Source organism: Paenibacillus sp. JT31N17, assembly GCF_056269255.1.
In genome coordinates this window covers 1-26,185 of record NZ_JBWDNP010000016.1, presented here as the reverse complement: position 1 = coordinate 26,185, position 26,185 = coordinate 1, and the positions used below count along the sequence as shown (strand labels likewise).

The following is a 26,185-nucleotide window of genomic DNA, read 5'->3' as shown; positions in this document are numbered from 1 at the left end:
GACAGGAACTGGACATTTTGTCGATGGCATTATAGGATCGTACAGGATTCCGGTTCCCGGCCCGCTTCCTATTTCACATGTTTCGGCGCGATTCCGTAACGCTTTTTAAACAGGCGGTTAAAGTAGAACGGATCGGGAATTCCGACCTCGATGGCCGCCTGTTTGACCAGATATTTGCCGGATGCGAGCATTTCGTAAGCTTTGACCATGCGAATTTCGTTAAGGGTGGTCAGTATGCTCTGACCCGTCTCTGCTTTGAATACCTGGCACAAATACGGCCCGGACAAGTTGACATGGGCGGCAACGTCCGCAATGGAAACCCGATCCGAATAATGCTTCTCCAGATAGAGAAGCGCTTCTCTCACTTCTTCCCGTGCGCCAGGCAGCGCAGGAAACTTCCCAATGGATTCGGAGACTTCCTCGGCAAGCTCCCGGATCGTTTCCATCAGCTGTACGTCCGTATCCGCCGCTTCCACCTTCTCAAGCCACGGCTTCTCATCCCAGGCATGACGGATTCCGAGCTCCTCCGCGTTGGCCACGCTCCATATGCCTCCACTCAAAGCCCGTTTCAGCACGCGGGGATGGATATGCCGCTCGGCTGCAGTCTCGACAAGTCTCATTGCGCTCTCCGTCCATAGATCGATCGCGCCGCTATTCGGCTTTCGCAGGCTGTCGCGCAGCCTGGCCTCCGCGACCCGGAATTCCTCGTCATCTTCTATCGTGGCCAAGCGGTTCGAAATGCCCCCTATTCTCGGCTGCGAATAGAAGAGCAAGCCCTCCGCCTGCCGGTTCCGGCTCATTTCTTGAGAGAGCTCCTCCACTCCCGCTGCCACCGCGGCATAAACCACGCCGATCCGCACATTGTAATACATCGTTACCAGACTCATCATCCGGCGTGCCAGCTCTTGCGGATCGGCGGAGAGCTGGTCTGTCTGATAAGCGGTGACCAGGAGGAACCGCAGCTGACCGGTGCGAATGACATTCGTCCAACGGTTGCCCGGAAACAAGCCGTCCGCCAGCTTGACCAATGTCTCCTGAAAGCCGCCCGACTGGCGGAGCCCCCGTTCATCGCCGTGCAGCAGGACGACGAACGAATAGATGCGCAGCCCCTGTTCCAGAGGAAAATCCTCTTTCGCATGGGCGGGCAGCCGCTGCGGCTGCCCGGCTTGAACCGAATCCATTTCCTGCAGCATCGCGCGGATCCGATCCTGTATCCCGGAATGGCTCGCGGAAGCTTCCGGCGCGGCTTGACGCTTCGCCCTTCTGCCATCCAGCTTCGAGGCCATCTCCTCCAGCGTCTGCATGAAGCTCTCCGTCTTCAGCGTCAGCTTGAGCATGTAGTCGTGCGCCCCGCGTTTCAGAGCCTCCCGCACGAGATCAAAATCGTTATAGTTGCTCAGTACGAGCACTTCCCCGTCGAACCCTTCGGCCGACAGCCGTTTGATTAGCTCCAGTCCATCCATTTCCGGCATCTTGATATCCGTAATGATAATATTCGCGCCCGTCTTATGGGCCATCTCCAGGGCGGTCAAGCCGTTGGCGGCAGAACCGGCATAGGCGAAGCTCTCCCATTGGATTAACGTTTTGACGGCATGGCGGACGATCATTTCGTCATCCACAATAAGTATCTTATACATGTTCCTGACCTTCCTTCGTCAGAATAGGCAGCGTAATAATGGTTTCCGTTCCTGTGTTGACCTCGCTCCGTGTGATCAATCCGTATGCGGTTCCGAAATGGATGCGGATCCGTTCATCCACATTGGCCATTCCTATCCCGGACAGCTTGGCATGCGACTTTTCCCGGGCCTGTACATCTTTCATGTCAAAGCCTTTACCGTCATCCTCAATCCTTATCCGAAGGAAGGGCCCATCCTTGAAGCCCTCTACCTTAATACCTACTCTTCGTCCGTCTTCGCTTCCCGCGTGAAGAATGGAATTCTCGACGATGGGCTGCAAAATGAATTTGGGTACCAGACAGGTGTACAGCTCTTCATGGCTCATCCCGCAGGAAAGCTTGAACGAATCCCCATATCGGATGCGCTGAATCGTTGCGTAATGAAGCAGGTTCTCTATCTCGCTCTCCAGAGGAATAAACTCCTCCTTGACGAGAATCGTATTGCGCAGCAGCTCGGACAAGGATTCGATTCCCTGCTTGACGGATTCGTTGCCGCTCATCATGGCGCTCCACTTTAACGAATTCAGCGTGTTGAACAGGAAGTGCGGATTGATCTGCGCCTGGAGCATCTTAAGCTCGGCATCCCGCTTGGCCTGCTGCCCGGTCTTGACCTGATAGATCAGGAGCTTGAGCTGCTCAACCATCCTGTTGATCGTCTCTGTCAGCTTGCCCATTTCGTCGGGGTGCGACGTCCCGATCTTGGTCTCCAGCTGGCCAAGGCGAATCTGGTTCGCATACTGCAGAAGGGACCGCATGGGACTGCTGATGCTGAAGTAAATCCACAAGGCCAGCATGCCGGAGAGCAGCAGCGTGAGCAGGCAGATAAATACGATGTCACCCCGCATTTCGGATAATTCCGACACGAGAAAAGCGTGGGGAACCAATCCGATCAGGTACCAGTCCGCAGACCGGATGTAGCTGCTCACCACCAGCGTCTTCTTCCCGTCAACGCGGGCGTAGAAGGCTTGCTCCTTGAATTGCCCGGTCACCTTGTCGAATACTTCGCTCTTCTCGAACAAGGTGCCCTGGGGAATTTCCGGGGATACGGAGGATACGACCATTCCGTTCGCATTGGAAATGTAGATGCTGCTGCCCGCTCCCAAATCGACTTGTCTATATGTATTTCTGGTGAACACCTTCTCATCGATCAGAATAATGAGAAATCCGAGCCGTTCATTCATATTGTCTTCCGCGTAAATCATCCGGCTGAGCGCAATCCTATTCGTCCCCCGATTTGAGCGGATATATGTCCAATATGCATTGCCGGGCGACGTGTCGACAGCTTCCGCCAGCTTGTTCAGCTGATTGTCCGGGTACCATTCGTAGCCCAAATCGAATACCGTTTGTCCGTCGTTCGTGAGGATGACCACGTTGGATAAATTGCTCAGACGGAAAATTTGCTGACCCAACTCATTTTTAATCCGGGTCTGAAGCCCGTTTTTCTCATAGTCGGTCATTGTCCCGAATGCCGGCAGGCCGCTTTGAATCGATCCGTTGATAATAATGCCTTCGCTCAAGGTTTCATACTGCTCCAGCTCACGCTTGGCGTTCTGGGCCAGTTCCGTGAGTACTTGCACGGAGGAGGCGCTGAGCTTGCCCGAAATCGATGCTTCATACTTCATATTGGAATACAGGGCAACGAATAAAACCGGCAAAAGGGAGGTAATCAGAAAAGCCGCAAGCAGCCGGTGCTTGATGGAGAGCCGCCTGAGCAGCGGTGAGGAATTCCTGAAACTTGAATGATGGAGTCCTTCGGACACAGATGGCACCTTCTCTGTTGTGTATGGATTAATTATTAAGATTATCAGTTGGGTTGCGCATTGACAAACACTTTTTCCCCCGATTTTCTCTTGTAATTCAACTTGAGCTTGCGGATGTACTGAAGTTTTTCCATGGTCAAAGCTGAATAAAGAGTGCATATGCCACAGATACGTGACACATGCACTCTTATTGGTCCCCTATCCATTTCAGCCTTTCACACTGCCCAGGACGATCCCTTTCACAAAATACCTCTGGAGGAAGGGATAGACGAGTAAGATCGGCAGCGAGCCGATGAAGATCTGTGCCGCCTTGAAGGTACGGTTGGACACGTCCGCCATCGCGGCAGCCTGGTCAGCCGTCATATTCGACAGGTTCTCCTGTACAATGACGGTCTGCAGGTAACTGGATAACGGGTAATTGTCCGGTGAATTCATCAGGATCAAGCCGTCGAACCAGGAATTCCAGTGGCCCACAATCGTGAACAGCGTAACGGTGGCCATCGCCGGCAGAGACAATGGCGCATAGATGCGCCACAGGCTGGTCCAGTAATTCCCGCCATCCATGAAGCAGGACTCCTCAAGCTCACGGGGCAAGCCCCTGAAGAAGTTCAGCAGCAGGATGACATTAAACACCGGCACCGCGCCAGGAATAACGAGTGCCCAGATATGGTCGATGAGTCCCGTATCCCGAATCGTCATATACCAGGGAATCAAGCCGCCGGAGAAAAGCGTCGTAAATACAAAATACCAGGCAAAGGCGGTACGAAATCTGAACTGGTGGTTTTCCTTGGACAACGGATACGCCACCAGCAGGGTCAGGAGCATACTGATTGACGTTCCAAGCACCACCCGCTGCACCGTCACCCACATCGATATGAGGAATTGCGGTTTATTTAATACATACTCGTAAGAGCTCAGCGTGAATTGAATCGGCCACAGCTTCACCAGCCCCGCAGTAGCCGCGCCTTTGGAGCTTAAAGAAACCGCCAATATATGAATGATGGGCAGAAAACACAACAGCGCCAGCCCAATCAGCATCACATTATTGATAGTGAGAAACAGTTTGCGTCCTGGTGTGTCGTGATGCATAATGCTCCCCCCTATCAAAATATCCGGTAGTTGGCTAATCGCGATGCCAGCGCATACGATGTCAAAATAAAGACCAGGGAAATGACTGATTTGAATAACCCGATTGCCGTCCCCACGCTGTACTGCGCGCCTTGCAGACCAATACGGTAGATGAAAGTATCCAGGATATCCCCGCTCTCGTAGACCATCGGGCTGTACATATTAAAAACCTGATCGAAGCCGGCATTCAGGACATTGCCCAAGCTCAGTGTCGACAGCAGAATAATAATCGGCAGCATACCCGGCAGCGTTACATGCCATGTCTGCTTCCATCTCCCCGCCCCATCTACGGTCGCCGCTTCATACAGTGAAGGATCAATCGAAGTCAGGGCGGCGAGATATACAATGGTGCTGAAGCCGAATTCCTTCCAGATATCTGTCACTACAAGCGTATAGGGAAACCATGCATTACTGCCGAGGAAGAAGATTGGCTCGATCCCGAGCAGCCCTAAGATCTGATTGAAAATCCCTGTCGCAGGCGAGAGAATATCGATAAATATCCCGCCCAGAATGACCCAGGACAAGAAATGCGGCAGGTAAATCAATGTTTGCACACCGCGTTTCACGAATGTGCCGCGTACTTCATTTAACAGAAGCGCGATCACTACAGGAACGATGAGTCCCCCGCCAATTTTCATAAAGGCAATAAACACGGTATTCCAGATGACCTGCCAGATGTCAGGGAGGGCAAATAAGTATGTGAAATTATCCAGCCCCACCCACTCGGATCCGAACAGGCCTTTGAAGGGCGTAAACTTCTGGAAGGCCATAACAATCCCCGCCATGGGCCAGTAAGCATAGATAAATACGATTATGCATCCAGGTAGAATCATAAGATAGAGCGGCCACTGCCGCTTCAGGCTTTGTCCAAGCATGGCAATCCTCCTAGCTGTGCGAATTCTGCTCTCTTCGCTGATGGCGTCCTTCCTTTGTTGAACAATCCAGCCGGCCGCTATAAGAAAGAAAAGCTCCTAATGGAGCCTCTCTTCTTGAATATCGGGTTACTTGCCTGCCTTCCATTCATTGACTTCCTCCGTAATCGTATCTCCGCCAAGCTTCTTCCAGTCCGCTACAAACTTGTCGAATGCCTCAATGGGAGCCTCTCCGATAATAATCTTGGTGAACGTCTCCTCCTCCATCCGGTCCAGCGTGGCTTTCTTCTCAGCCATCGTCTCGGTTGGCGCGCCTACAAAGCCATTGCTGAGCACCTTGTGGTTGTCATTAAGCGTCCGCAGCTGCTTCATGGAGCCCTCCGGCCCGCTTGCTTTGTAGCCGGACCATCCTGCGGGATTGCTGCCATCCAGATAACCTTGAAATTCCTTGAACATGATTTTGGTTTCGGCACTTGAAATATCTGCATCGCTGCCGCTCTCCAGGGCCTTCTCCAGCTCCTCCTGACGAATCAAATCCTTGTTTGGATTCACAACCTCTACCAGGGAGTATTTATTGACGCCAATGGATTCGTCAGCCGTAACGACCTGTCCGTATTTATCAAACTCTGCTTGCTCACTGTATAATTTCTCATAATACAGGTTGGCCAGCTTCACGATGACCTCAGGATTGCTGTAATCTTTCTTCATGACATAGTAATGGGAGACCGAGAACGGCATCTGCACCGTGGCTTCCCCTCCGTCTACAGAAGGGATCGGATAGGATACCCAATCCACGGCCTCATTCTCCTTCACCATGTCCCAGAATGGCCAGGCCGGGTACCAGCTTGGTCCAATGATCATCCCGATCTGATTGCTCGTGATCGATTCGAATACCTTGACGGTATCCTTGACGCCAAACTCGGGATCGATCAGCTTGGCTTTGTACATCTCCTGAAGCTTGACCAGCGCATCCTTCATCTCTGGCTGGATACTGCCGTACTGCAGCCTGCCGGAGCCGTCCTCCACCCAGATCCGCGGATAACCGCCGTATCCATTGAACAGTCCGATGGAGCTGGCGTTACTGCCTATATCCTTGGTCAAGGCAATCCCATACTTACCTTCTTTGGCGAAGGCCTCAGCAATTTTCACCACATCATCCATGGATTTTGGAGCTTCCAGCTTCAGCTTCTCCATCCAATCCTGCCTCACCCACAGCAGCGGAGCCGAGCCTCCAATTACAGGCTGGGTGGATGGAATGGCCAGCAGCTTGCCATCAAAGGTAGCCGATGACAAGGCATTGGCATCGATGTTCATGACGGCCTTAAGATCATCACTGGCATACTGATCGAACGCTCCGGTCAAATCAGCCAGCTGGTCCGCATCTGCGAGCTGGCGCAGTTGAATCTCATTGACCTGCATGAAGTCCGGCAAGTCGTTGGATGCAATTGCAATATTGAGCTTGGAATCGTACTGCTCACTGCCCGTTACGATCCATTTATAGTTCACGTTGATGCCCATTTCCTTATACAATTTGCTCCATACATTGCTTTCAATATCATCACCCTGCGGAAACTTGACCTCTTCTCCCACATATCGAACCGCATCAATGGTAATCGGCGGATCATAAGCTCCAAGAGGACTCGTGTCCGCTCCGGCTTCTTCCTGACCTGACGGCTGATTACCAGCCGGCTTCGCCGCCTCTCCCCCGCTCCCGTTTCCGTTGTTTGAGCTGCAGGCGCCAAGAATAAGAGCGAACATGACTGTGTAAACAAGCAGCATCATGATACCTGACTTCTTCCTGTTCATTCGCGTCACCCTCCCGAATTTATAACTGCTATTTCTATAAAAAGTATAGATGACGGAAAGTTGAGGCATCTACTTTAATCTTTTGACTTTACTATCTTTTGTTTACGTGTTTATCATCTCCCGGTATTCCTGAGGGGTAATCCCGGTCGCTTTCTTAAAAAAACGATAAAAATACGGAGGTGAGACGAAGCCGACAGCCGCAGCGATCTCATGAACCTTATCATTCGTCTCCTGCAGCAGCTGCTTCGCCTTGCCAAGACGCGCGCTGTTTATCGCTTCGGATAATCCTTCACCGGTAACTTGCTTATAGAGTCTGGACAAGTAAGACGGGTTGTGGCCTACGGCCTCCCCGATATGAGTCAGGGACAAGTCTCCGGAGAGATGCTCATCGATTAACAGCTTCACCTTCTTGATAACCTCATGCTGCTGCTCATCCTTCCCTTTCTCCTGCGTAGCGAATATGACAGCCGTCAGCTCCTGCAAATAATCCGCAGCCTCGCTCCATGAGCCATGCCCGTCATGGCGCGTCAGCTTGTCCAGATCAACGAGATGTCCATACTCTCTTGCGCTGCTTGCCTCTATCGATGATATATAGGGGAGGTATAAGGAGACCAGACGATAATAGAGCATCATATTAAACAGATGATCGGTCTGCTCTGCCCGAAAGGAGGTGCTCAGCATATGGGACAGCGTGTGGTCGAAATCGTCTCTCTCCCCGTTGTCCAGGCAGGAGCGCAGCATATTCATCCTCTTCTCCGATAATTGCATACGCTCCGGCTTGTCCTTCTCATTCACCGTTTGCTGCTGCGGATTCCCGGTGAGAAGGGATTCCTCCCCAATACCAAGACCGCTGCTGAGCAGCAGCTTGAGCCTCTCAAACGTGTAAGGGAGCTGCCCCCAATCCACCCATTCGCTGGCGGCAGCCAATGAGATTTTGAGGTGATCCAGCGTTTTGCAGACCTGCTGGATCTGCTCCAGCGTACCGTGAATGAAGCGCATCGCCCGTTCCTGCACCTGCTCCTTCGAGTCTTCTTCCAGAGAGTGATCATGCTTGACCTGCAGCAGCCACACGATCTTGGAACGATCATATTCGAGATGCATTAATGAAATGCTTGGACTAAGCAGCTCCTCCACAACATTCTGAATCATGTAGAGATACAGAGAACGGGATGTAGGCGTATTCTCCCTAAACTGATCGACGCGGCAAATCAGCAGCATACAGGGACGGTCAAAACGCAGCTCCATCTCCACTTCGGCAAACCATCTCTTCAGATCCTTCAAGGCAACGGAATCCCCTTCGAGCAGATCCATCAGATACTGCTTCTGCAGATAAGGCAAGGCTTTTTTCGTTTGCTCTGCGGCTCTCTCGAGAACGCTGTCCATCGCCCTCTCCTCATCAAGCAGCTGCAGTGTCCTCTCGAGGGCCAGAAGAACGGTATCATTCCCCTCGGTCTTCAAAATATAATCCACGCTTCCTGCGCGGAACGCTTCCTGAATATAGTCAAAGTCATCATAGCCCGTCAGAAAAATCACTTTGCAGTGCGGCCACTGCTTCTCAATCTCCTTCTGCAGCATAAGTCCATTCAGCCCTGGCATCTTGATGTCCGAGAGAACAATATCGATCTTGACTCTTCTGAGCCATTCCATGGCCTGGGCCGAAGAGGCCGCCGTGTAGATTTCAAGCTCCAGATGCTCCGCGTCTGTGCATAAGCTGGCCAAACCTCCAACGATGAAGGGTTCGTCATCCACGATCAATATTCTATACATCACGCACCTCCGGGCAGAATTATTGTGACTTGCAAGCCTCCAATTGGACTCCTCGAGAATGCCAGGCCTCCAGTGCGGCCATACTTCAGCTGCAGCCGGCGATGGACATTATACAGTCCCGTCGTTTCACCCACATCCACTGGCTGCTCCAGCTTTTCTATCATGAGGCTCAATGTCTCATCCGTTAATCGCTCGCCGTTGTCATCAATGGAGATATGCAGCTGCCCGTCGATCTCTGTCATCCCGATGGCAATTTCTCCTCCCCTCTCCTTCTCTTCGAGCCCATGTCCATAGGCATTTTCCAGCAGGGGCTGGAGAATGAGCAGTGGCACCTCGCGATGCTCCCATCCGGGAGGGACGGCATCCCAGCTGGCGGCAATCCGTCTCTGAAACCGGATGGACTGAATATCTGCATAGGACTTGGCATGCTCCACTTCGGCAGAGAGGGATACCTCGTCCGAGGCATTCCTGGTGATGAATTTGAAATAAGAGCCCAGATGCTTCGTAAACAGCACAATATGGTCAAAATCATACATCTGTGCCATCTGATGAAGGGTGAAGAAGCTGTTGTACAGGAAATGCGGGTTGATCTGCGCCTGCAGCTGTTTGAGCTCCGAGCGCTGCGAACGGATTTTCTGCTCATAGGCTTCCTGTATGAGAATCCGAATGCGCCGAACCATCTGGTTGAACTGTTCATACAGATAGCGAAATTCATCCTCGTGACTGTGGTGAAGCTCAATCTGCTGCAGGTTATTCAGATCCATCTTGCGGAACGTCCTCACCATCCGATGCAGCGGTTGATGAATGCGGTTGTAGATCCAGTAGGAAAAAATAATAATGACGAGCAAAGAGAATCCTGATAGACCAAAGAAGATGACCCGATGCTTGGAAAGCGGTCCCAAAAATTCATGGGCAGGCACATAGACAATAAGAACGGTATCCAGATAAACGGATTTCTCCATATTGATCCAATAACGCGTTCCCTCAAACTCCAGCTGGGTTTCATAGGAGGAAAAGTCTGTCGACATTTTCCCGTGCAGCTCAGCCGCAATCTGCCTTGCCGATGCTTCTGACCCATCGTTCCACACCGACAGGCTAGAGTCGATCCCCACCAGAGCAGCACCGCCTCCGCCAGCGCCAACCAGTTTGTCCAGCGAATCCTGCAGTTTGCCCCTATTAAGCTCGGTTAATATCGCAAAATTCGGCGCTTTATTTTTACGGGGGTAATCCGGATAGACCGTCCCCATCTGGAGCCTGCCATTCCATTCCGCGAGAATACCATCCGATTTACGCTCCAAGGCATCGATCTGCTCCCGCGGGAGCGCCGTTAGATAGGAGGTCTCCTGGATCGTCTTCTCGATTAACGGGATGTAGGCCTCCGCCGTGGTGATATATTGATTGGAGCTTTTCAGGAGACGCATCTTGTTTTGAATCCGGTCAAAGGCCTGGTAATATTCCAGACGGGACATGGCCGGCGCAATCGTACTGAGCTTCTGCATGTCGCTGTCCTGCGATAAGTCATGGATCAGCAGATCCGTGCTGCGTAGCTCCTGCTCGAAGGTGTGCATGAAGAAATTCGAGCGTGCGCTTAATGACTGTGAGATTTCATGCTTTACACTTTGCGATCCCAGCTCATTCATGAAGATACCGGCGATGTACATCGGAACAATAGCGAGCAGGAAGCCGCCGACAAGCTTGGCGAAGATCGAACTCATGATTATCCGTATCATCGCTTTCATTATTTTTCCCCCCTGTTCTTTTATTCAAAAAAAAAGCAGGCACGCCTTGTTCCGCGCAACCGCTTCCTCACTTGTATGGCATGTAGCTGCTGCAGCGTCTTTCTGGTTATTCTATGGATACCATGCATCCTCCTGTCATAATGCCGCTCATTTTTAAGTTTTTGTTAAGCGGAGCATTGCGGCTCTACCAAAAAATACATCAATTTCTTCTGCAGGAATTCTTAATTTAAATGATTGTTTCCATGACCCTTTATAGTTGGAATAATCATATTCCCGGATATCTCAAACTTTTTTTTGGAATCTGTCGATTTTATCCTATCTCATACGTTGTCTTCATAGAGGCTGACAAGACAGTCCACAAACCAAGGGATGAAAGGAAGTTATGAGATGGCAAAACACACCACTTATATTATGTCGGAGGACGCAAGAGCTCAAGCCGAGTTCTACACTCATGCGCTCGGTGGAGAGATTCTGTCCGTTATGACGCATGGGCAGCTTCCTGAAGCAAGGGAAGAGCTCAAGGACAAAGTCGTTAACTTGAGTCTGATGGCAGGAGGAATTAATTTCTTAATGTCCGATTCCGTATTTGAGCCGATCGTTCGGGGAAACGCCATAAATTTGAGTCTCGAGTTCGCAACAGAAGCCGAAGCCCGCGAAGCCTTCGATAAACTGGCTGAGGGCGGCAATGTGAAGTGCCCGCTTGAGCCGGCGTTCTGGGGAGCCTTGTTCGGACAAATCGAAGACAAATACGGCATCATGTGGATGATCACCACCGCGGGACCGACTGCCTGAAGATAAAAGCAAGCGCAAAAGCCCTCCCGAAAATATTATCGGGGAGGGCTTTTTGGGGGTTCGGCGTTTATGCGTAACTCACGTTAGATCTCCCCTGGCTTTACAGCATTCATACTTTCGTGAATATGATTTTCAATTTAGCTTTTATATTTCCTCTGAATAGGATCTTAAACCTATACCTTGAAAATCACTTTTCCCTCCATCTTGTACATTGTGTTAATCATTGTCCATAATTTTTTGCAATCGATTGGCAACCCATTCAATGTCATAGCCCACTTCTTTAAGAATCACGGTATTGTAGATTTCTTCTAATCCTATGCGGAGCATATAGCAATAGATCTTTTCTTTGGATTCGGGAGAAGCAATATACCGTTGAGTAATTTGTTGAACAAGCGGCTGAAGCTTATCTTCATTCCAGAACAAGATATTCGCCTTTTCATACAAATGGTCTCCATATAACGCAAGACTCCAATCTATAATTCCTGTAATTTGATCGTCTTTTGCCAACAGGTTGAATGAGCCCAGATCCCCATGAACCATATTTTTTTTCTTTAATGTGACACTGCTAATATGTGCCTTTAGTTCTTGAATGGCATTTTTCACTACTTCCGGGTCTAATCCATTATTCTCCAAGGCCGACCAATTATAAATATTTTCGTTATAGACTACCTTAATAAAATCTAACCACGAGGGATAAGCCGCATGTCCCGTTTTATCAAAACGTCCATATCCTTCTGAATCAGTGACGTCAATTTTCTCCAGGGCTTCCAAGGTTTTTATTACGGCAGGAACAATATCAAGTAACTCCTGACTGTTTAAATCAAACAATTTGTTTCCTTCTATAAATTTTGAAAAGGAGTAAACAAGCTCGTTCTCAGTCACGTGTACCTCTAACACTTTGCGCACCGGGAGAATGGTATGAATATTTTTATCGATCCATTTTTCCTTTTCATATGCTTCCAAGCTATTTCCTGCCTGGAAAATCAAGCGATTCTCGCCTTCCTGAAAGGAGTAGGTTTGTGAAACCAGCCCGCCGTGAAGCTCTCTAATATTTAATGCAGCGGGATAATGCTTTTTGATCAAAGCCCCAATTTCCACTTCAGCCAACTTCTTTATCATTGGAAACGCTCCTTTAAAAAAGATTTTTCCTAACAGCAATTCGTCTAAGGAGAGCTCATAAATATGGCTTAGCTTAATGATGGAATCAATGTCGGGATAGTTTTTACCGACTTCCCAATTCGACAGCGTTTGTCTTGTAATATTCATCTTTTCTGCTATTTCTTCCTGGGTATATCCTGCTTTTTTTCTTCTTGCCTTTAGCTTTTCACCAATATTCATAACATCTTCTCCTTTAGTAGATTTTCTCATGTCTGATGAAAAAAACCAGCAAGGGATTATTGCTTATTTAATTTTCCAACCCCGAATGGAGACCTGTTACTCAATATTAAAATTACCCCATTGAACTGGTTCAACGGGGTCTTTTGCTGCCCGACAGGATCTTCGCACGCATGCCAGTTCAATGTCTTATAACACTTTATTTAAGCCGCCTGCGGTAACGCTGCAGCGAAGGCTGCCGGTCATCGGCAGCCTTCTTCATGACGCTATAGCAATCCGTACCGCTGAAAGTCTTACTATCATAGGCTTAAGCCGTTTCCCCCAACATTATTCACCATACACTAATCTGTACTTTACCCTTTTAATGAAAGGAGCCTCTTATGAAAATTCCTGTATCCGGATTCGTATTGAACTCCGGAGATGATGATGATGACACTCATCATTCACACAAGCTTTATATAACGTCTTGGAACGGAAATCCTGTTCATGTTCATTCCTTGTCCGGTATAACTTCTATAAATAACGGACATTCCCATCAATATGCAAGCTGGACTGCCCCTGCCTCAACCGGTGTTCCTCACGTACACGGCTATAATACCGTTACTTCCATGAATCAAGGCCATACCCACCACATCCAGGGAACTACCGGCCCTGCCATTGCTCTTCCCGGCGGTGGGCATTATCACTTATTTGAAGGGTTTACGACAATCGACGGCAGTCGTCCCCATTCGCATGCCTACAGCGGGCGGACAGGTAATGAAGTCAGCAGTCGATGAGATGTTTTCCAAACATGAAGGACATGATCCGGTTTTTCTCCAATACGTCCTTCATGTCTGTACGATTGACCAGAATATGCGGCATATGTTGTTCCCGTAACTGCTCGCCATTCACCAAAAGGCTGTTTTCCAGCATTTCTTCTTTGGACAGGCTCTACAGTCGCTTCTTAGAAAAGCCCGACCTTATTCGTTGGGACATTCACCCGCTCTGGCTGCAATAATGACGGATAAATAATCCTTGATCATTTCCCGGGTAACATTCATTTCGATCAGATATAAGTCTGCCAGTGTTTTCTTAAACTGCAGAAGGGTTTCCCGATCATTCGCTTCTGCAGGTACAGGCGTATATTCCACCAAAAAAACAGTTCTTGCAACATCGTACAAAAAATCTCCGCGGCACACATTCATGAAGTCTATCACCACGGTATCCCCATTAGACAGCAATATATTACCCGGATGAAAATCTCCATGACAAAGCGTATTTCCTTCTTTCAATTTATCCAGGATTTCTAATGCTCCTTCCTGTTCCATTAAATGAGGCGGCTGCGCGTTTAATATATTGGATCTTAAAAATTCCTTGTAATCCGGTACATTGCGGGCATTGTTCTGAACGATTGTCTTATGCAGCCTCGCCATATATTCTGCACAGCCCTGAAGGTCGCCTGTTTTCAAAACCCAATCCCGCAGGGATTCGCCCTCCACTCTGTCATAGACAATACCCGTTCGCTCTTCGCAGCTAATAATTTCATATGCCCTTGGTTTTGCAAAGTTCATATCATTAATTGCCTTGGCGTTTTGGAATTCTCTTTCTACTGCATTTTTTGGATAGCCCTGAACGAAAAGCTTAAGCACTGTACCTTCTTCCCATTCATACACAGTTGCTGTATTGCCTTCACCCATTATTTTTCCATATTTCATTCATGTCACCCTGCCTTTAATAGCATTAATGGTAGGTAATGTTAAGATTTTCTTCTGAGTTTCACATCGTCCCGTCGTCTATTATTCACAATACCTCAGAGTCCGGTTATCGGGATCTCTATAAGATTACCAAACTTTTCCCTAAAGAAAAAACAAGCATCCTGTTTAATCCCTCACCCGTGCAGCAACCGCCTCCACGTTTTGTCGAATAGGCAGCTCCGACACATAGGATAAGCAAATGCAGGGACGACTAGACCCCATATCCTGCTTCATCAGTTAGTTTCGGGAATTTGGATAAGCCCATTTTTCTTGACTTTATTACTTTGTTTAAAAATCTGGAAAATAGAACCATACGGCGCAATCACTCACCGTCTTATTGACAAAAAAATTAAATTCTTTTAAGGTTATATTCGGATTTAATTATATAAACATGAAATATGTTTATTATTGGAAGGGGATTACTGTTTCATGAGTACTTTCGTATTGGTTCATGGATCATGGCACGGAGCATGGTGCTGGGATAAAATTACCCCTTCGCTGCAAAATGCAGGACATCGAGTCATCGCCATAGACTTGCCTGGACATGGGTTAGATACAACACCGGTACAAGAGGTTACCTTTAAGGACTACACGGACCGCCTTTGCAGCGTTTTAGACAACGAGTCTGAAAAGGTGATTTTGGTAGGGCACAGTTCGGGTGGACACGCCATCTCACAGACAGCCGAGTACCGCCCGGAAAAAATTCAAACGCTTGTGTATCTATGCGCATATCTTCCGAAAAATGGGCAGACCGTACTTCAAATCGCTCAAAGTGAGCAAAGAGATACAACCACCGATACGCCTTCTGCCGTTGTGCTAAGCGACGATCAAACATACATGACACTCAACGGAGATCTTGTCAAGGCGAGCTTTTATGACGATTGCTCCGATGAGGATGTTCTTTTTGCCAAAGAAAGGATTTGCCCTGATCCGATGGGGCCTTTCATCACGCCTGTCCATCTAACGGACGATAATTTCGGATCGATTCCCCGGGTATATATTGAAACCCTCAAAGATAAAGCGATTTCGATTGGTTTGCAAAGACAAATGTACGCCCAGTCTCCTTGCAAAGAAGTCATCACCATGGATACGGCTCACTCGCCGTTCTTCTCGCAGCCGGAGGTTCTAACCTCTCATTTGAATCATATAGCCCAAACTTCAAACGAGTAGGTAACGGCGCCGGGCATGATCGCACAGCGGCCGGCAGCGCTCCGGTCAGCCCGATCCAATCCGCTGCACTCTGGACGAGTGAATTGGCATGGCGATCACTCTGGTTTTTTGCCATCTCCCCCTTCATGCAAAAAGCCGGCTGCTCTGAAAAATCAAGGCGACCGGCCATTATTTATATGAGAAGGGAATGTCGCAGGATACGGCGTTCCTCATCCTCCTGAATATTATTAGCGCAGCGCAAGCTCCGCCGCGATCACCACTGGGCAATTCAGAGGCGTGGCCGCAACTCCCATTGCGGTGCGTGCGTGCCTGGCTATATCCTCGCCGAATAATTCGGTGAGCAGCATGGAGCTGCCATTCACCACATTGGTCGTTCGATCAAAGCCCGGTGCAGACAGGACAAAACCGTCAACCCGGAGCCAAGCGGCAATACGGTCCAAATCGCCAATTGCGCGTTTAACGCTCCCCAGCATGGCCAGTGTTGCAAGTCTCGCGGCCTCTGTAGCTTGCTCCGGCGTAACCTCGGCTCCTACCCGGCCGAACGGACCGATTACACTGCCGTCAGCCGCTTGCGGGCCATGTCCCGATATATACACCCTATTGCCGTGGACACGTGCCCATGCAAAGTGGATGCGGACATCCGGCGGAACTTTAGCAGGCTCCGGCAGATACAGTCCCAATGCCTGGATTCGATTTTCAATTTCCATATCTTTAGCTCCTCTCATTTATTGAATATCTTACCATATGCTATTATCTCGTAGCCAAATTGACGAATGCTCCGCGATCTCCAGTGTGCTGTACACTGTTGCCAGCTGATTGCATAGATTTCAAATCGTTATATAGAAAAAAGGTTATCCTGGAAACGCCTCAAACGAGCGCTAACTGGCATGAAAAAACCTCCAGATTGGAGGTGAATGAGTTATTTATTTTCATAACGTACTAAGCCGTAGTTCATAAAAATACTGCACAATGGGATGCTTTAACTTCATCTTCTCTGTCATGTTTAAAATTCGCTTTTTTCCCACTCGTCTATCCACCAAAGCTAGAATATTCAATAAGATATCATTGCTCTCTAAGCTTTCCTCAATAGAAGTGGATAAAAACTTATTAGCTACAACGATAAAATTTGATTTGCTTAATGATGACTGTGCTGACAAAAGCTCCTTTGCATATTCTGATATTTTTCTACTTCTTGCAATTACTTTTAGACGTTCCTCCGGAACTATCCCCTTGGTATCTTTTCTGACCGCTTCAATTTCTTCATTGTTGATAGGAATTTGGATATCTGAATCATTCTTAATTTCCAGCTCCGTCTGATACCATCTGATTAAGGTAGTTATGTCACTCATATTGAGTACGTTCTTTTTATCTACCGTAATATAACAAAGTCCGGCTTTATCGGGTAAATAACGGTAGCTGGTTGAACGGTATTCGACCCTCCCATATAACGCAGGACAGAGAAAACTCTCCAGTTGTTGCTTCAATTTGCTCCAGGACATGTATCCTCCTATGTTCTATATTATAAAAATACCTCTATTGAGGCAGCCGCTCTATTATCCATAATACAATAACCAACACATCGATCATACTAAATACAAGCACCTTGCGTTTCTCATTTTTCTTCTGAATTCGACCCCCTATCTCTTAGTATATGTTCGCATGAAAAAAACCTCCCGATGAGGAGGAAGATAGGTGTTTGGAACGCATGTATGGACTTCGTTTAAATGCCTCAGCTTCTTATTTACCTCATTCAATTCCTCTTTAGCATGCGTAATTTTCACATTTGCTCGTTTTAAGACAATCTGCACTAGATGGCCATATATTTTACGAATCGTTGCCGCTCCCTAAATTGAGGCCTCACTCACTTTAACTGTCCGTCAACGCCTACCGCTGAACCGTGTGATCGCTTCCTCGGTCACCGGCTCGAAGAGGTTAACGAGGTTGCCGTCGGGATCGCGGAAAAGCACAGAACGGTTCCCCCACGGCATTGTGGTCGGTTCCTTTACCCAATCATCGACAAATGGCTTCAAGCGCGCGTATTCGGCTTCGACATCGTCGACGCGGAACTCGATGATGACAGTGTGATTGTTGGCCGCCACTACGGAACCAGCGCCGAATAGTTGCGCCGTCTGGGAGTGGCCGATTGCCAGGGTGCATGATGGCACAACGAGTTCGGCAAAAACGGGCGCGGGGCGCTCCGCCGAAGCACCCAAGACTTTCTCATAGAACTCGACGAGACGATCCACGTCGTCGGTAATGATGCGCACAGAAGCGAAATTCACAAGATATCATCCTTCCTATAATAAATGATACAATACCTTATCATATCGCGGGCCAGAACCAGCGAAGCTTCCTTAAGGGGCATAGTAGCTGTAAAAAATAGATTGGCTATGTCTCCCAACCGATGCAAGACGTACTTCGCATTTATTCTCACCACTCCTTTACGTTTACATACCCGATTATAAAACAACGCTACTGACAACGTTATGTCAGTAGCGTCTTAACATTTTTTGAGCCTCCTCACGAATCCGAATTCGGAATGATTCAGGTTCCAATACGATCACACCCGCTCCCCAGCCAAGCACCCATTGCAGCAATTCATCCAGTTGACGAACGCGTAAGACCACATGCAATCCATCTTGATGCTCTTCCATATCCTCCATGTAATGATAGTTCGATTCCTTCACCTTATCTGCGATGTCATGGTTAAATCGAAGGCGAACTCGCAAATGGCGATCATCCGGAGGGGTATATTCCCTTAAGTTAAAATGCGCCGGTAGTTCGAATCGTTCTTCCAGATCGATAAGTTCGGTCATTCGGGACAAACGGAAATGGCGAATGTCTTGGCGTAGATCGCAATGGGCCACGAGCATCCAAGATCCTTCAACGAGTACCAGGCCATAGGGAGCGACGGTACGATTACTATGGTGATTCCCCTTGGAATCTCCAAGCCCTTTCGAATAATGAAATCTGATCTTTCGTTCATCTAATATCGCTCGACGGATCTTTTTGAAATATTCCCTTTCTTTTGACAGCGCGACCCGTTTACCGGGAGTGATCAGGCGCAGCGCCTTGCGCACACGAGAGGTCTCATTGCGAACGCCCTCCGATAGAATGGCCTCGATTTTCCTCCGAGCGGCTTGAGCCCTGAAGCGATACTCATCATCAAATCGTTGCTCGATAAAGTCCGTTCCTATAAGCAAGGTTACGGCTTCTTCTACCGTGAAACTGATCGGCGGCAGGAAATAGCCTTTCATCAAAGAATATCCTGTGCCTGGGGCACCTATAATCGGCACGCCCGTTTCACTAAGTGCCTGAATGTCACGATAGATGGTCCGCACGCTGGTTTCGAATAGGTCCGCCAATTCTTCGCCCTTTACCATTTCTCTGCTTTGCAGCTCCAGCACGATGGCTAATAAACGGTCTGTTTTGTTCATTGGCTGCCCCCCTTGAAACTTAATGCTGTTCACCAAAACCTTGCCATCACTTGTGGCAAGGTTCACCGCGATTTACCTTAACTGCTCGTTAGTCAAATAATACATCTAAGTGTACAGAGACATTAAAATCAATGCATTTGAGCGATACTGTCACATCTCATTTTCGAACCATCAATATTAAGCACGTATGCTGAAACATTCTGACCTGGGATGTTATTTGTTGCAATCCGCTGGAACCTTGATATGACGAGCTCTTGGGCCGCTTAAGCTCTTTACAATTATATAGAATGTTGGCACTATCTGTCAGACCCTTAGCGAGCCACGAACCCCCCTTGCAGCATAGTAGGAATCTGCTCCGTTGTGGTATACAAAGACAGTATCATAGCGACGATCACAAAAAATGGCCCCGCCGAGTTTTCTAATATTGGCAGGCGTTTTCACCCAACTCGATGTTTTCGTATCGAAAATTCCAAGCTTCTGCAGCTCCCGGTATTGTTCTTCCGTTAAAAGCTCAATGCCCATGGCAGCAGCCATATCAATCGCGTTGTTTTCCGGTTTATGTTCTTTCCTTGACTCCAGCCCTTCACGGTCGTAACAAACACTTCTGCGGCCTTTGGGACTTTCCGCTGAACAATCACAAAAAATGTATTCGCCTGTCTCATTATCATGACCAACAACATCCGGTTCTCCGCCAGTTTTTTCCATTTCATTGAGCGACCACAATTTTTCAATATTAGCTTCAAGCTTTACTAGTATTTTTGTCCATTCAAGACTTTTATGGCGGTTCATGTATTTATCAAAACGGGTTTTCAATGTTCGGAGTAGTTCTTCTTGTTGTTCTGGTGACAACTTTTGTTTATTGCTGACTTCACTTTTCTTGGTCATGTTAGTTTCCCCCTTATTGTTCTTACTTTGTTACATCAATTTTACATTAAATACTTAACGAATCAAACGAAACGTTCGCGATGAACTAACCCCACTGAGCCATCGCCTGCATTCTTCAGCCATTTACTTGAATTGCCGGCCCACGACCGCCGAAGATACCAGATCCCGCCCGAATGAAGCTATCCACTCAGGCGGGATTGAACTGCATATGACGATTGGATCAGTCGATCATTCCAAGCTGATGCAGCGTACGAATGAATACGACCGCCGCCTGAGCGCGTGTCGTCACGCCCTTGGGACTAAAAGTATCCTCTCCTATGCCTGTCATGATCTGAAGCTTCACCATCAAACGAACGTTCTCCAGATAGGACGCGTCCACACTTCCGATATCCTTGTAGCCGTCCAAGCTCACCCATTCTTTAGTGATCAGCACCTCTTAAAGGGCAATCGCGGCGGCCAGCATACTCGCCATTTCCTCGCGGGTGAGCGGTTGATCCGGCTTGAAGCTGTTCCCGCTCGCGAAACCTAACAGTCCAAGCTCCTTCGCTGCTGCCACGACTCCAAAATACCATGCTCTGGATCTACATCGTTATAAAGTTCTATACTGCCGGTGGAGGTGCCCCGTCCCAAAGTCCGGACGAGCATGGCGGTAAACTCCGCTCTCGCTGCGAACAATCGTCCAAGGTTGTATATCAGAGAAAGGAATTTTCTTTTGACTGCAGGCGGCTTGCCCATCCCGCCGGCTCGCGCTCCGAGCCGCACACGACTTTATCGAATCAGCTGCATGGCCGGGACAAACAAAGCGCCGCGCATCCGTCTATCCAGGATGCGCGGCGCTTGTCGCTGTTCATTTTTGCGCAGCTGCGACAGGACGCAATGCCACGAACTGAAGCAGCTTAACAGACTATGAATTGATAAACTGCATATACTCCAGCAATCGTTTTAGCATGACTGCACTTTCTGCGCGGGAGGCATTCTTTTTCGGCGCAAAAGTATGCTCGGTCATCCCCCGCACGATTCCCGTCCCGGCCAGTTGCGCAACGGCATCCCGGGCCCAGCCTGCGATGTCCGTTGTGTCGGCGAACGATACCGAGTCGGCGTCCGCCTTCGGTGATTTCCCTGCGTATGCCATCGCTCTCTCAATCATCGTCACCATCTGCTCGCGGGTGATGGTGGCATTCGGCCGGAATGTTCCGTCCTCGAACCCTCCGATCAGGCCTGCTTGCTGCGCAGTCCCGATCGCCCCGCCATACCAATCCGCCGCATCCACATCCGCGAAAAATCCATCTTCGCCCTCCTCGGGCAAGCCGAGCGCACGCACGAGCAGCGCTGCGAATTCGGCTCGAGTGATAGAAGCGTCCGGTGCAAATCCGCCGTCCGGCAGGCCGTTAACGATCAGCTTGTCCGCCATCAGCTCGATATCATTCTCGGCCCAGTGCGTTTGCACATCCGCAAATGTCCGATCCGACTCAATAATCGTATACAGGCCGTCTTGCGTCGATTGAGTCGTCACCGTCATGCCGTCGTCGGCGAATACGGCCGGGACGAAATGCAGCGTATCGTTCTCGTCAATCCATACGGCCGTTGCGTGATTCGTAACGGCCGGTACGGTCAGCACCATTGTCCGTTCCCGGTAAGAATCGTCCCAACCTTCAATGGCCCGATGGTCCGCTTGCAGCGTAAATTCGATCGGGTGCTTGAGCAGCGCTTCCGCCCCCGATCGGCCAATCGAGCTGCGAAGCGCTTCGCTTCTTGCCGACGCAGCTTTTCCGATCGACACTTCCACAATAGCATCCGCCTGCACGGCTTCCACGGCAGTAAGCGGAATGGGCAGGCCGCTGCCGTCCACGATGACTTGCAGTTGCGCGTTCGGATACGAGTTCAGCGCGTCAAGAAGCGGTTTTGCCGGCAACTCGACCGTTACCGTATCACCGAGCCCGGCGACCTCGATGACCGCCTCATCCAAAGCAGCGAACAGTTCCTCTGTCTGCTCAACCGTAAGCCGCAGCCGCGTCACGGTCCGGCCGTCGCTTGCCGTTTCCGATATTGCTTCTACCAAATTGCCGACTCCGTTGATCGTAATGCTCAAGCGGTTTGCAGGGTTAATGACGGCAGGAGGAACGATTACCGCTCCTTCGCCGCCACCGCTACCTCCACCGCCACCGGGACCCCAAGGGGGGAGTGGGACACTATTCACCGTCACCGTTCTAACCGTTTCCGCCGATTGGCCGATTGGATTGCGCACCTCGTAATGCAGCGTGTACACGCCGGGCGTGTCCGTATCGACCGCTCCGCTCACCGTGATGTGGCCGGTCAGGTCTCCGTAATAGCCATCCGTCGCCGTCGCCCCCGGATCGGCAAACGATTCGCCTGCCTCGATCGTAATCGCAGGCAGTCCCAGCAGCATAACGACCGGTGGCGCAATGACATACACCGAGCGTGTTACCGTCGGCGCCACGTTCCCTGCACCGTCCATCACATCGTAAGTCAGGTAATAAGTATTCACCGTATTCGTATAGACCGCTCCAGTAACCGTGATCGCATCCGTCAGATTGCCTTCCTGCGCGTCATGTGCCGTTGCTCCCGGATCTGTGAACATACTGTCCAGCGCGATGACCATCGGACTGCCGCCGTTCAGACGTATCAACGGCTGATCGCCATCGTATACATAAACGCTTCGAGTTACCGTCGCGACATTTCCCGCCCGGTCGCCCGCCTCGTACCGGACCTCAAAGCGGCCCAGACGGTTTGTATCCACATCCCCGCTAAATGCAATCGCATTTGCATCCAGCGCCCCGTCGATGTTGTCCGTCGCCTCCGCACCCGGTTCCGCATATGGCGCTCCCGCCGGCACGTAAAACGGATTGTCACCGACCGGAACAATGACCGGTGCGGTATTGTCCAGCAAATACGGACCGGATGTCGCATCGGCGGCATTTCCCGATTGGTCGATGGTGTGAACATGCAGGTACCAATCTCCGTTTCCACCGCTCTGGATCAGCGTGCCGCCGTTTGAGAAGGGCTGCCACTCCAATGCTTCAACTGTAGGGGAAGCCTCGCTTGGTGTCCATACATAAGATAGCGTGGGCAGATAGACCGCATCCGTCACCGTCACGGTCGTTTCCACCCGTTGCTTCGGATCGGCGCTGCCGGCAGGGCTAAAAATGATAGACGGCGCGCTGGCGTCATACGTCAGGCTTAACGCCGCCGCCGCCGTATTTTCGTTCCCCGCCGCATCTTGCGCAACGGCTTCGGCCACATCGACCGTGACCCGCCCTTCTGCCGTCGGCGTCACCATGAATGTATACCTCGTTCCATTTATCGGGTCGAAGCTGTCCACCATTCCGTTATCTACCGTAACGTCTTCCACCGTAAATCCCGTTACATTCTCGTCGAACTCCGCCGTCACCGTAAACGCCGCATTCGTCGGACTTCCTGCCATCGTTGACAAGGTCACGGACGGCGAGGTCTTGTCGTAAACTCGGCTGAGCTGCTCCGCCTCCGTATTCCCGTTCCCTGCCGCGTCGACTGCGACGCCTCCGTCCACATCGACGGTGACCGGTCCGTCCCCCGTCGGCATCACCACGAAAGTATACTTCGTTCCGCTTATCGGATCGAAGCTACCCACCGTTCCGTTACCCACCGTAATGTCTTCCACCGTGAATCCCGTTACGTTCTCGCTGAATTCCGCCGTTACGGCAAACTCCTCCTTCGTCGGACTGACCGCTGTTGTGCTGAGTGTTACGGCCGGAGAGTTACCGTCGTAATTCAGGCTGAGCTGCGCCGCCTCCGTATTCCCATTCCCCGCCGCGTCTATCGCGATGCCGTTGGCCACATCGACCGTGACCAGCCCGTCTCCCATCGGCGTCACTACAAAGGTATACTTCGTTCCGCTTACAGCGCTGAAGCTATCCGCCGTTCCGTTCCCTACCGTAACGTCTACCACCGTGAATCCCGTTACGGCTTCGTCGAACTCCGCTGTTACGGTAAACACCGCATTCGTTGGATTCACCGCCGTTGTGCCGAGTGTCACCGTTGGTGCGGTCTTGTCGTAATTCCGGCTGAGCTGCGTCGCCGCCGTATTCCCGTTCCCCGCCGCATCGACTGCGACACCGCCGGCCACATCGATCGTAACCAGTCCGTCTGAACTCGGCGTCACCACAAAGGTATACTTCGTTCCACTCTCTGCGTTGAAGCTGCTCGCCGTTCCATTCCCTACTGTTACGTCACCGGTGGCAAAGCCCGTCACGGTTTTACTGAACTCCGCTGTCACCGTAAACGCTGCATTCGTCGGATTCACCGCCGTCGTGCTGAGCGTCACCGTTGGCGCGGTCTTGTCATAATTCAGGCTGAGCTGCGCCGCCACTAAATTTCCATTGCCTGCCGCGTCGACTGCGACTCCTCCAGCCACGTCAACCGTAACCGGCCCTTCTGCCGTCGGCGTCACCACAAAGGTATACTTCGTTCCGCTCTCCGCGTTGGAGCTGCCTACCGTTCCGTTCCCTACCGTTACATCGCTGGCAGCAAAGCCCGTCACGTTCTCGCTGAACTCCGCTGTCACCGTAAACGCCGCATTCGCCGGATTCAACGCCGTCGTGCTGAGCGTCACCGTCGGCACCGTCTTGTCATATACCAGGTTAAGCTGCGTCGCCGCTGTGTTTCCATTTCCTGCCGCGTCGACTGCGACACCGCCGGCCACATCGACCGTAACCAGACCATCTCCCGTCGGCGTCACCACGAAGGTATACTTCGTTCCGCTCAACGCATTAAAGCTACCTGCCGTTCCATTGCCCACCGTTACATCACCGGCGGCAAAGCCCGTCACGGTTTCGCTGAACTCCGCCGTCACCGTAAACGCCGCATTCGTCGGATTCAACGCCGTCGTGCTGAGCGTCACTGTCGGCGCCGTCTTGTCATACACCAGGTTAAGCTGCGTCGCCGCTGTATTTCCATTTCCTGCCGCGTCGACTGCGACATCGTCAGCCACATCGACCGTTACCGGCCCGTCTCCCGTCGGCGTCACCACAAAGGTATACTTCGTTCCTCTCTCCGCGTTGAAGCTGCCTGCCGTTCCGTTTCCTACTGTTACATCACCGACGGCAAAGCCCGTCACGTTCTCGCTGAACTCCGCTGTCACCGTAAACGCCGCATTCGTCGGATTCGCCTCTGTTGTGCTGAGCGTCACTGTCGGCGAGGTCCCGTCGTAATTCAGGCTGAGCTGCGCCGCCGCTGTATTTCCATTGCCTGCCGCGTCGACTGCAACACCGCCGGCCACATCGACTCTAACTAGACCGTCTGCCGTCGGCGTCACCACGAAGGTATACTTCGTTCCGCTTACAGCGTTGAAGCTGCCTACCGTTCCGTTCCCTACCGTTATATCACCGGCGGCAAAGCCCGTCACAGTTTCGCTAAACTCCGCCGTTACTGTAAACACCGCATTCGTCGGATTCACCGCTGTTGTACTTAACGTCAACGTCGGCGCCGTCTTGTCGTAATTCCGGCTGAGCTGCGCCGCCGCTGTATTCCCGTTCCCCGCCGCGTCGACTGCGACACCACCGGCCACATCGACTCTAACCAGACCGTCTGCCGTCGGCGTCACCACGAAGGTATACTTCGTTCCACTCAACGCGTTGAAGCTGTTCACCGTTCCGTTCCCTACCGTTACATCACCGGCGGCAAAGCCCGTCACAGTTTCGCTGAACTCCGCTGTTACCGTAAACACCGCATTCGTCGGATTCACCGCCGTTGTGCTGAGCGTCACTGTCGGTGCCGTCTTGTCATACACCAGGCTGAGCTGCGCCGCCTCCGTATTCCCGTTCCCCGCCGCGTCGACTGCGACACCACCGGCCACGTCGACCGTAACCTGCCCGTCTGCACTTGGCGTCACCACAAAGGTATACTTTGTTCCGCTCAACGCGTTGAAGCCGCCTGCCGTTCCGTTCCCTACCGTTATATCACTGGCGGCAAAGCCCGTCACGTTCTCGCTGAACTCCGCCGTCACCGTAAACGCCGCATTCGTCGGATTCAACGCCGTCGTGCTGAGCGTCACCGTTGGCGCGGTCTTGTCGTAATTCCGACTGAGCTGC

19 protein-coding genes and 1 pseudogene are annotated in these 26,185 nt (G+C 50.7%); 3 read left to right on the top strand and 17 right to left on the bottom strand.

Features of this window, described 5'->3' with window-relative positions; genetic code table 11:
• Nucleotides 1-68: 68 nt before the first annotated feature.
• From AC0YOB_RS31470 to AC0YOB_RS31440, 7 genes are all read right to left on the bottom strand, one after another.
• The gene (locus AC0YOB_RS31470) at nt 69-1,637 is read right to left on the bottom strand and encodes a response regulator (protein WP_475796144.1); all 1,569 of its coding nucleotides are present in this window, start codon (nt 1,635-1,637) and stop codon (nt 69-71) included.
• The gene (locus AC0YOB_RS31465) at nt 1,630-3,435 is read right to left on the bottom strand and encodes a cache domain-containing sensor histidine kinase (RefSeq protein WP_475796143.1); all 1,806 of its coding nucleotides are present in this window, start codon (nt 3,433-3,435) and stop codon (nt 1,630-1,632) included. The genes AC0YOB_RS31470 and AC0YOB_RS31465 overlap by 8 nt, the downstream gene beginning before the upstream one ends.
• 207 nt (nt 3,436-3,642) lie before the next feature.
• Entirely contained in the window at nt 3,643-4,524 is an 882-nt protein-coding gene (locus AC0YOB_RS31460) for a carbohydrate ABC transporter permease (protein WP_475796142.1), read from the bottom strand.
• A gap of 14 nt (nt 4,525-4,538) precedes the next feature.
• On the bottom strand, nt 4,539-5,438 hold the full coding sequence (locus AC0YOB_RS31455; protein ID WP_475796141.1) for an ABC transporter permease: 900 nt from the start codon (nt 5,436-5,438) through the stop codon (nt 4,539-4,541).
• Nucleotides 5,439-5,564: 126 nt separating this feature from the next.
• Nucleotides 5,565-7,241: an extracellular solute-binding protein gene (locus AC0YOB_RS31450; RefSeq protein WP_475796140.1), complete on the bottom strand. Its 1,677-nt coding sequence runs from the start codon at nt 7,239-7,241 to the stop codon at nt 5,565-5,567.
• A 102-nt stretch (nt 7,242-7,343) separates the two neighbouring features.
• A complete protein-coding gene (locus AC0YOB_RS31445) occupies nt 7,344-9,008 on the bottom strand; it encodes a response regulator (RefSeq protein WP_475796139.1) in 1,665 nt (554 codons plus the stop codon).
• Nucleotides 9,008-10,747 carry a sensor histidine kinase gene (locus tag AC0YOB_RS31440; RefSeq protein ID WP_475796138.1) on the bottom strand — a complete coding sequence of 580 codons (1,740 nt, stop codon included), beginning with the start codon at nt 10,745-10,747 and terminating at the stop codon, nt 9,008-9,010. Before AC0YOB_RS31440 ends, AC0YOB_RS31445 begins: the two co-directional genes overlap by 1 nt.
• A 387-nt stretch (nt 10,748-11,134) precedes the next feature.
• On the opposite strand from AC0YOB_RS31440, the gene AC0YOB_RS31435 reads away from it, so the two are divergent.
• The gene (locus tag AC0YOB_RS31435; RefSeq protein ID WP_475796137.1) at nt 11,135-11,539 is read left to right on the top strand and encodes a VOC family protein; all 405 of its coding nucleotides are present in this window, start codon (nt 11,135-11,137) and stop codon (nt 11,537-11,539) included.
• Nucleotides 11,540-11,755: 216 nt separating this feature from the next.
• Here AC0YOB_RS31435 and AC0YOB_RS31430 read toward each other — a convergent pair whose 3' ends face one another.
• Nucleotides 11,756-12,877: a helix-turn-helix domain-containing protein gene (locus AC0YOB_RS31430; RefSeq protein WP_475796136.1), complete on the bottom strand. Its 1,122-nt coding sequence runs from the start codon at nt 12,875-12,877 to the stop codon at nt 11,756-11,758.
• A 377-nt stretch (nt 12,878-13,254) separates the two neighbouring features.
• On the opposite strand from AC0YOB_RS31430, the gene AC0YOB_RS31425 reads away from it, so the two are divergent.
• Nucleotides 13,255-13,650 (top strand): YmaF family protein, encoded by a 396-nt coding sequence (locus AC0YOB_RS31425; RefSeq protein ID WP_475796135.1) that lies wholly within the window; start codon nt 13,255-13,257, stop codon nt 13,648-13,650.
• A 183-nt stretch (nt 13,651-13,833) separates the two neighbouring features.
• On the opposite strand, the gene AC0YOB_RS31420 is transcribed toward AC0YOB_RS31425, so the two are convergent.
• Nucleotides 13,834-14,568, bottom strand: a complete 735-nt coding sequence (locus AC0YOB_RS31420) for a phosphotransferase family protein (protein WP_475796134.1) — start codon at nt 14,566-14,568, stop codon at nt 13,834-13,836.
• Between the two features lie 468 nt (nt 14,569-15,036).
• Here AC0YOB_RS31420 and AC0YOB_RS31415 point away from each other — a divergent pair, with 468 nt between their 5' ends.
• Nucleotides 15,037-15,777, top strand: coding sequence for an alpha/beta fold hydrolase (locus AC0YOB_RS31415; protein WP_475796133.1), 741 nt, complete (start codon nt 15,037-15,039; stop codon nt 15,775-15,777).
• A gap of 227 nt (nt 15,778-16,004) precedes the next feature.
• Here the strand turns inward: AC0YOB_RS31415 and AC0YOB_RS31410 are convergent, their stop codons facing one another.
• From AC0YOB_RS31410 to AC0YOB_RS31375, 8 genes and pseudogenes are all read right to left on the bottom strand, one after another.
• A complete protein-coding gene (locus tag AC0YOB_RS31410; RefSeq protein ID WP_475796132.1) occupies nt 16,005-16,484 on the bottom strand; it encodes a RidA family protein in 480 nt (159 codons plus the stop codon).
• A 222-nt stretch (nt 16,485-16,706) separates the two neighbouring features.
• Nucleotides 16,707-17,276: an SF0329 family protein gene (locus tag AC0YOB_RS31405; RefSeq protein ID WP_475796131.1), complete on the bottom strand. Its 570-nt coding sequence runs from the start codon at nt 17,274-17,276 to the stop codon at nt 16,707-16,709.
• Nucleotides 17,277-17,654: 378 nt separating this feature from the next.
• A complete protein-coding gene (locus tag AC0YOB_RS31400) occupies nt 17,655-18,059 on the bottom strand; it encodes a VOC family protein (RefSeq protein WP_475796130.1) in 405 nt (134 codons plus the stop codon).
• 207 nt (nt 18,060-18,266) lie between these two features.
• Nucleotides 18,267-19,214, bottom strand: a complete 948-nt coding sequence (locus AC0YOB_RS31395) for a helix-turn-helix transcriptional regulator (RefSeq protein WP_475796129.1) — start codon at nt 19,212-19,214, stop codon at nt 18,267-18,269.
• Between the two features lie 303 nt (nt 19,215-19,517).
• Nucleotides 19,518-20,099, bottom strand: a complete 582-nt coding sequence (locus AC0YOB_RS31390) for a DUF4256 domain-containing protein (protein WP_475796128.1) — start codon at nt 20,097-20,099, stop codon at nt 19,518-19,520.
• Between the two features lie 220 nt (nt 20,100-20,319).
• Entirely contained in the window at nt 20,320-20,505 is a 186-nt protein-coding gene (locus AC0YOB_RS31385; protein WP_475796127.1) for an S-layer homology domain-containing protein, read from the bottom strand.
• A 30-nt stretch (nt 20,506-20,535) separates the two neighbouring features.
• A pseudogene (locus AC0YOB_RS31380) lies at nt 20,536-20,661 on the bottom strand (S-layer homology domain-containing protein); the annotation flags it as partial.
• A gap of 342 nt (nt 20,662-21,003) precedes the next feature.
• The coding region (locus AC0YOB_RS31375) for an Ig-like domain-containing protein (RefSeq protein ID WP_475796126.1) at nt 21,004-26,185 on the bottom strand (5,182 nt) is incomplete at its 5' end.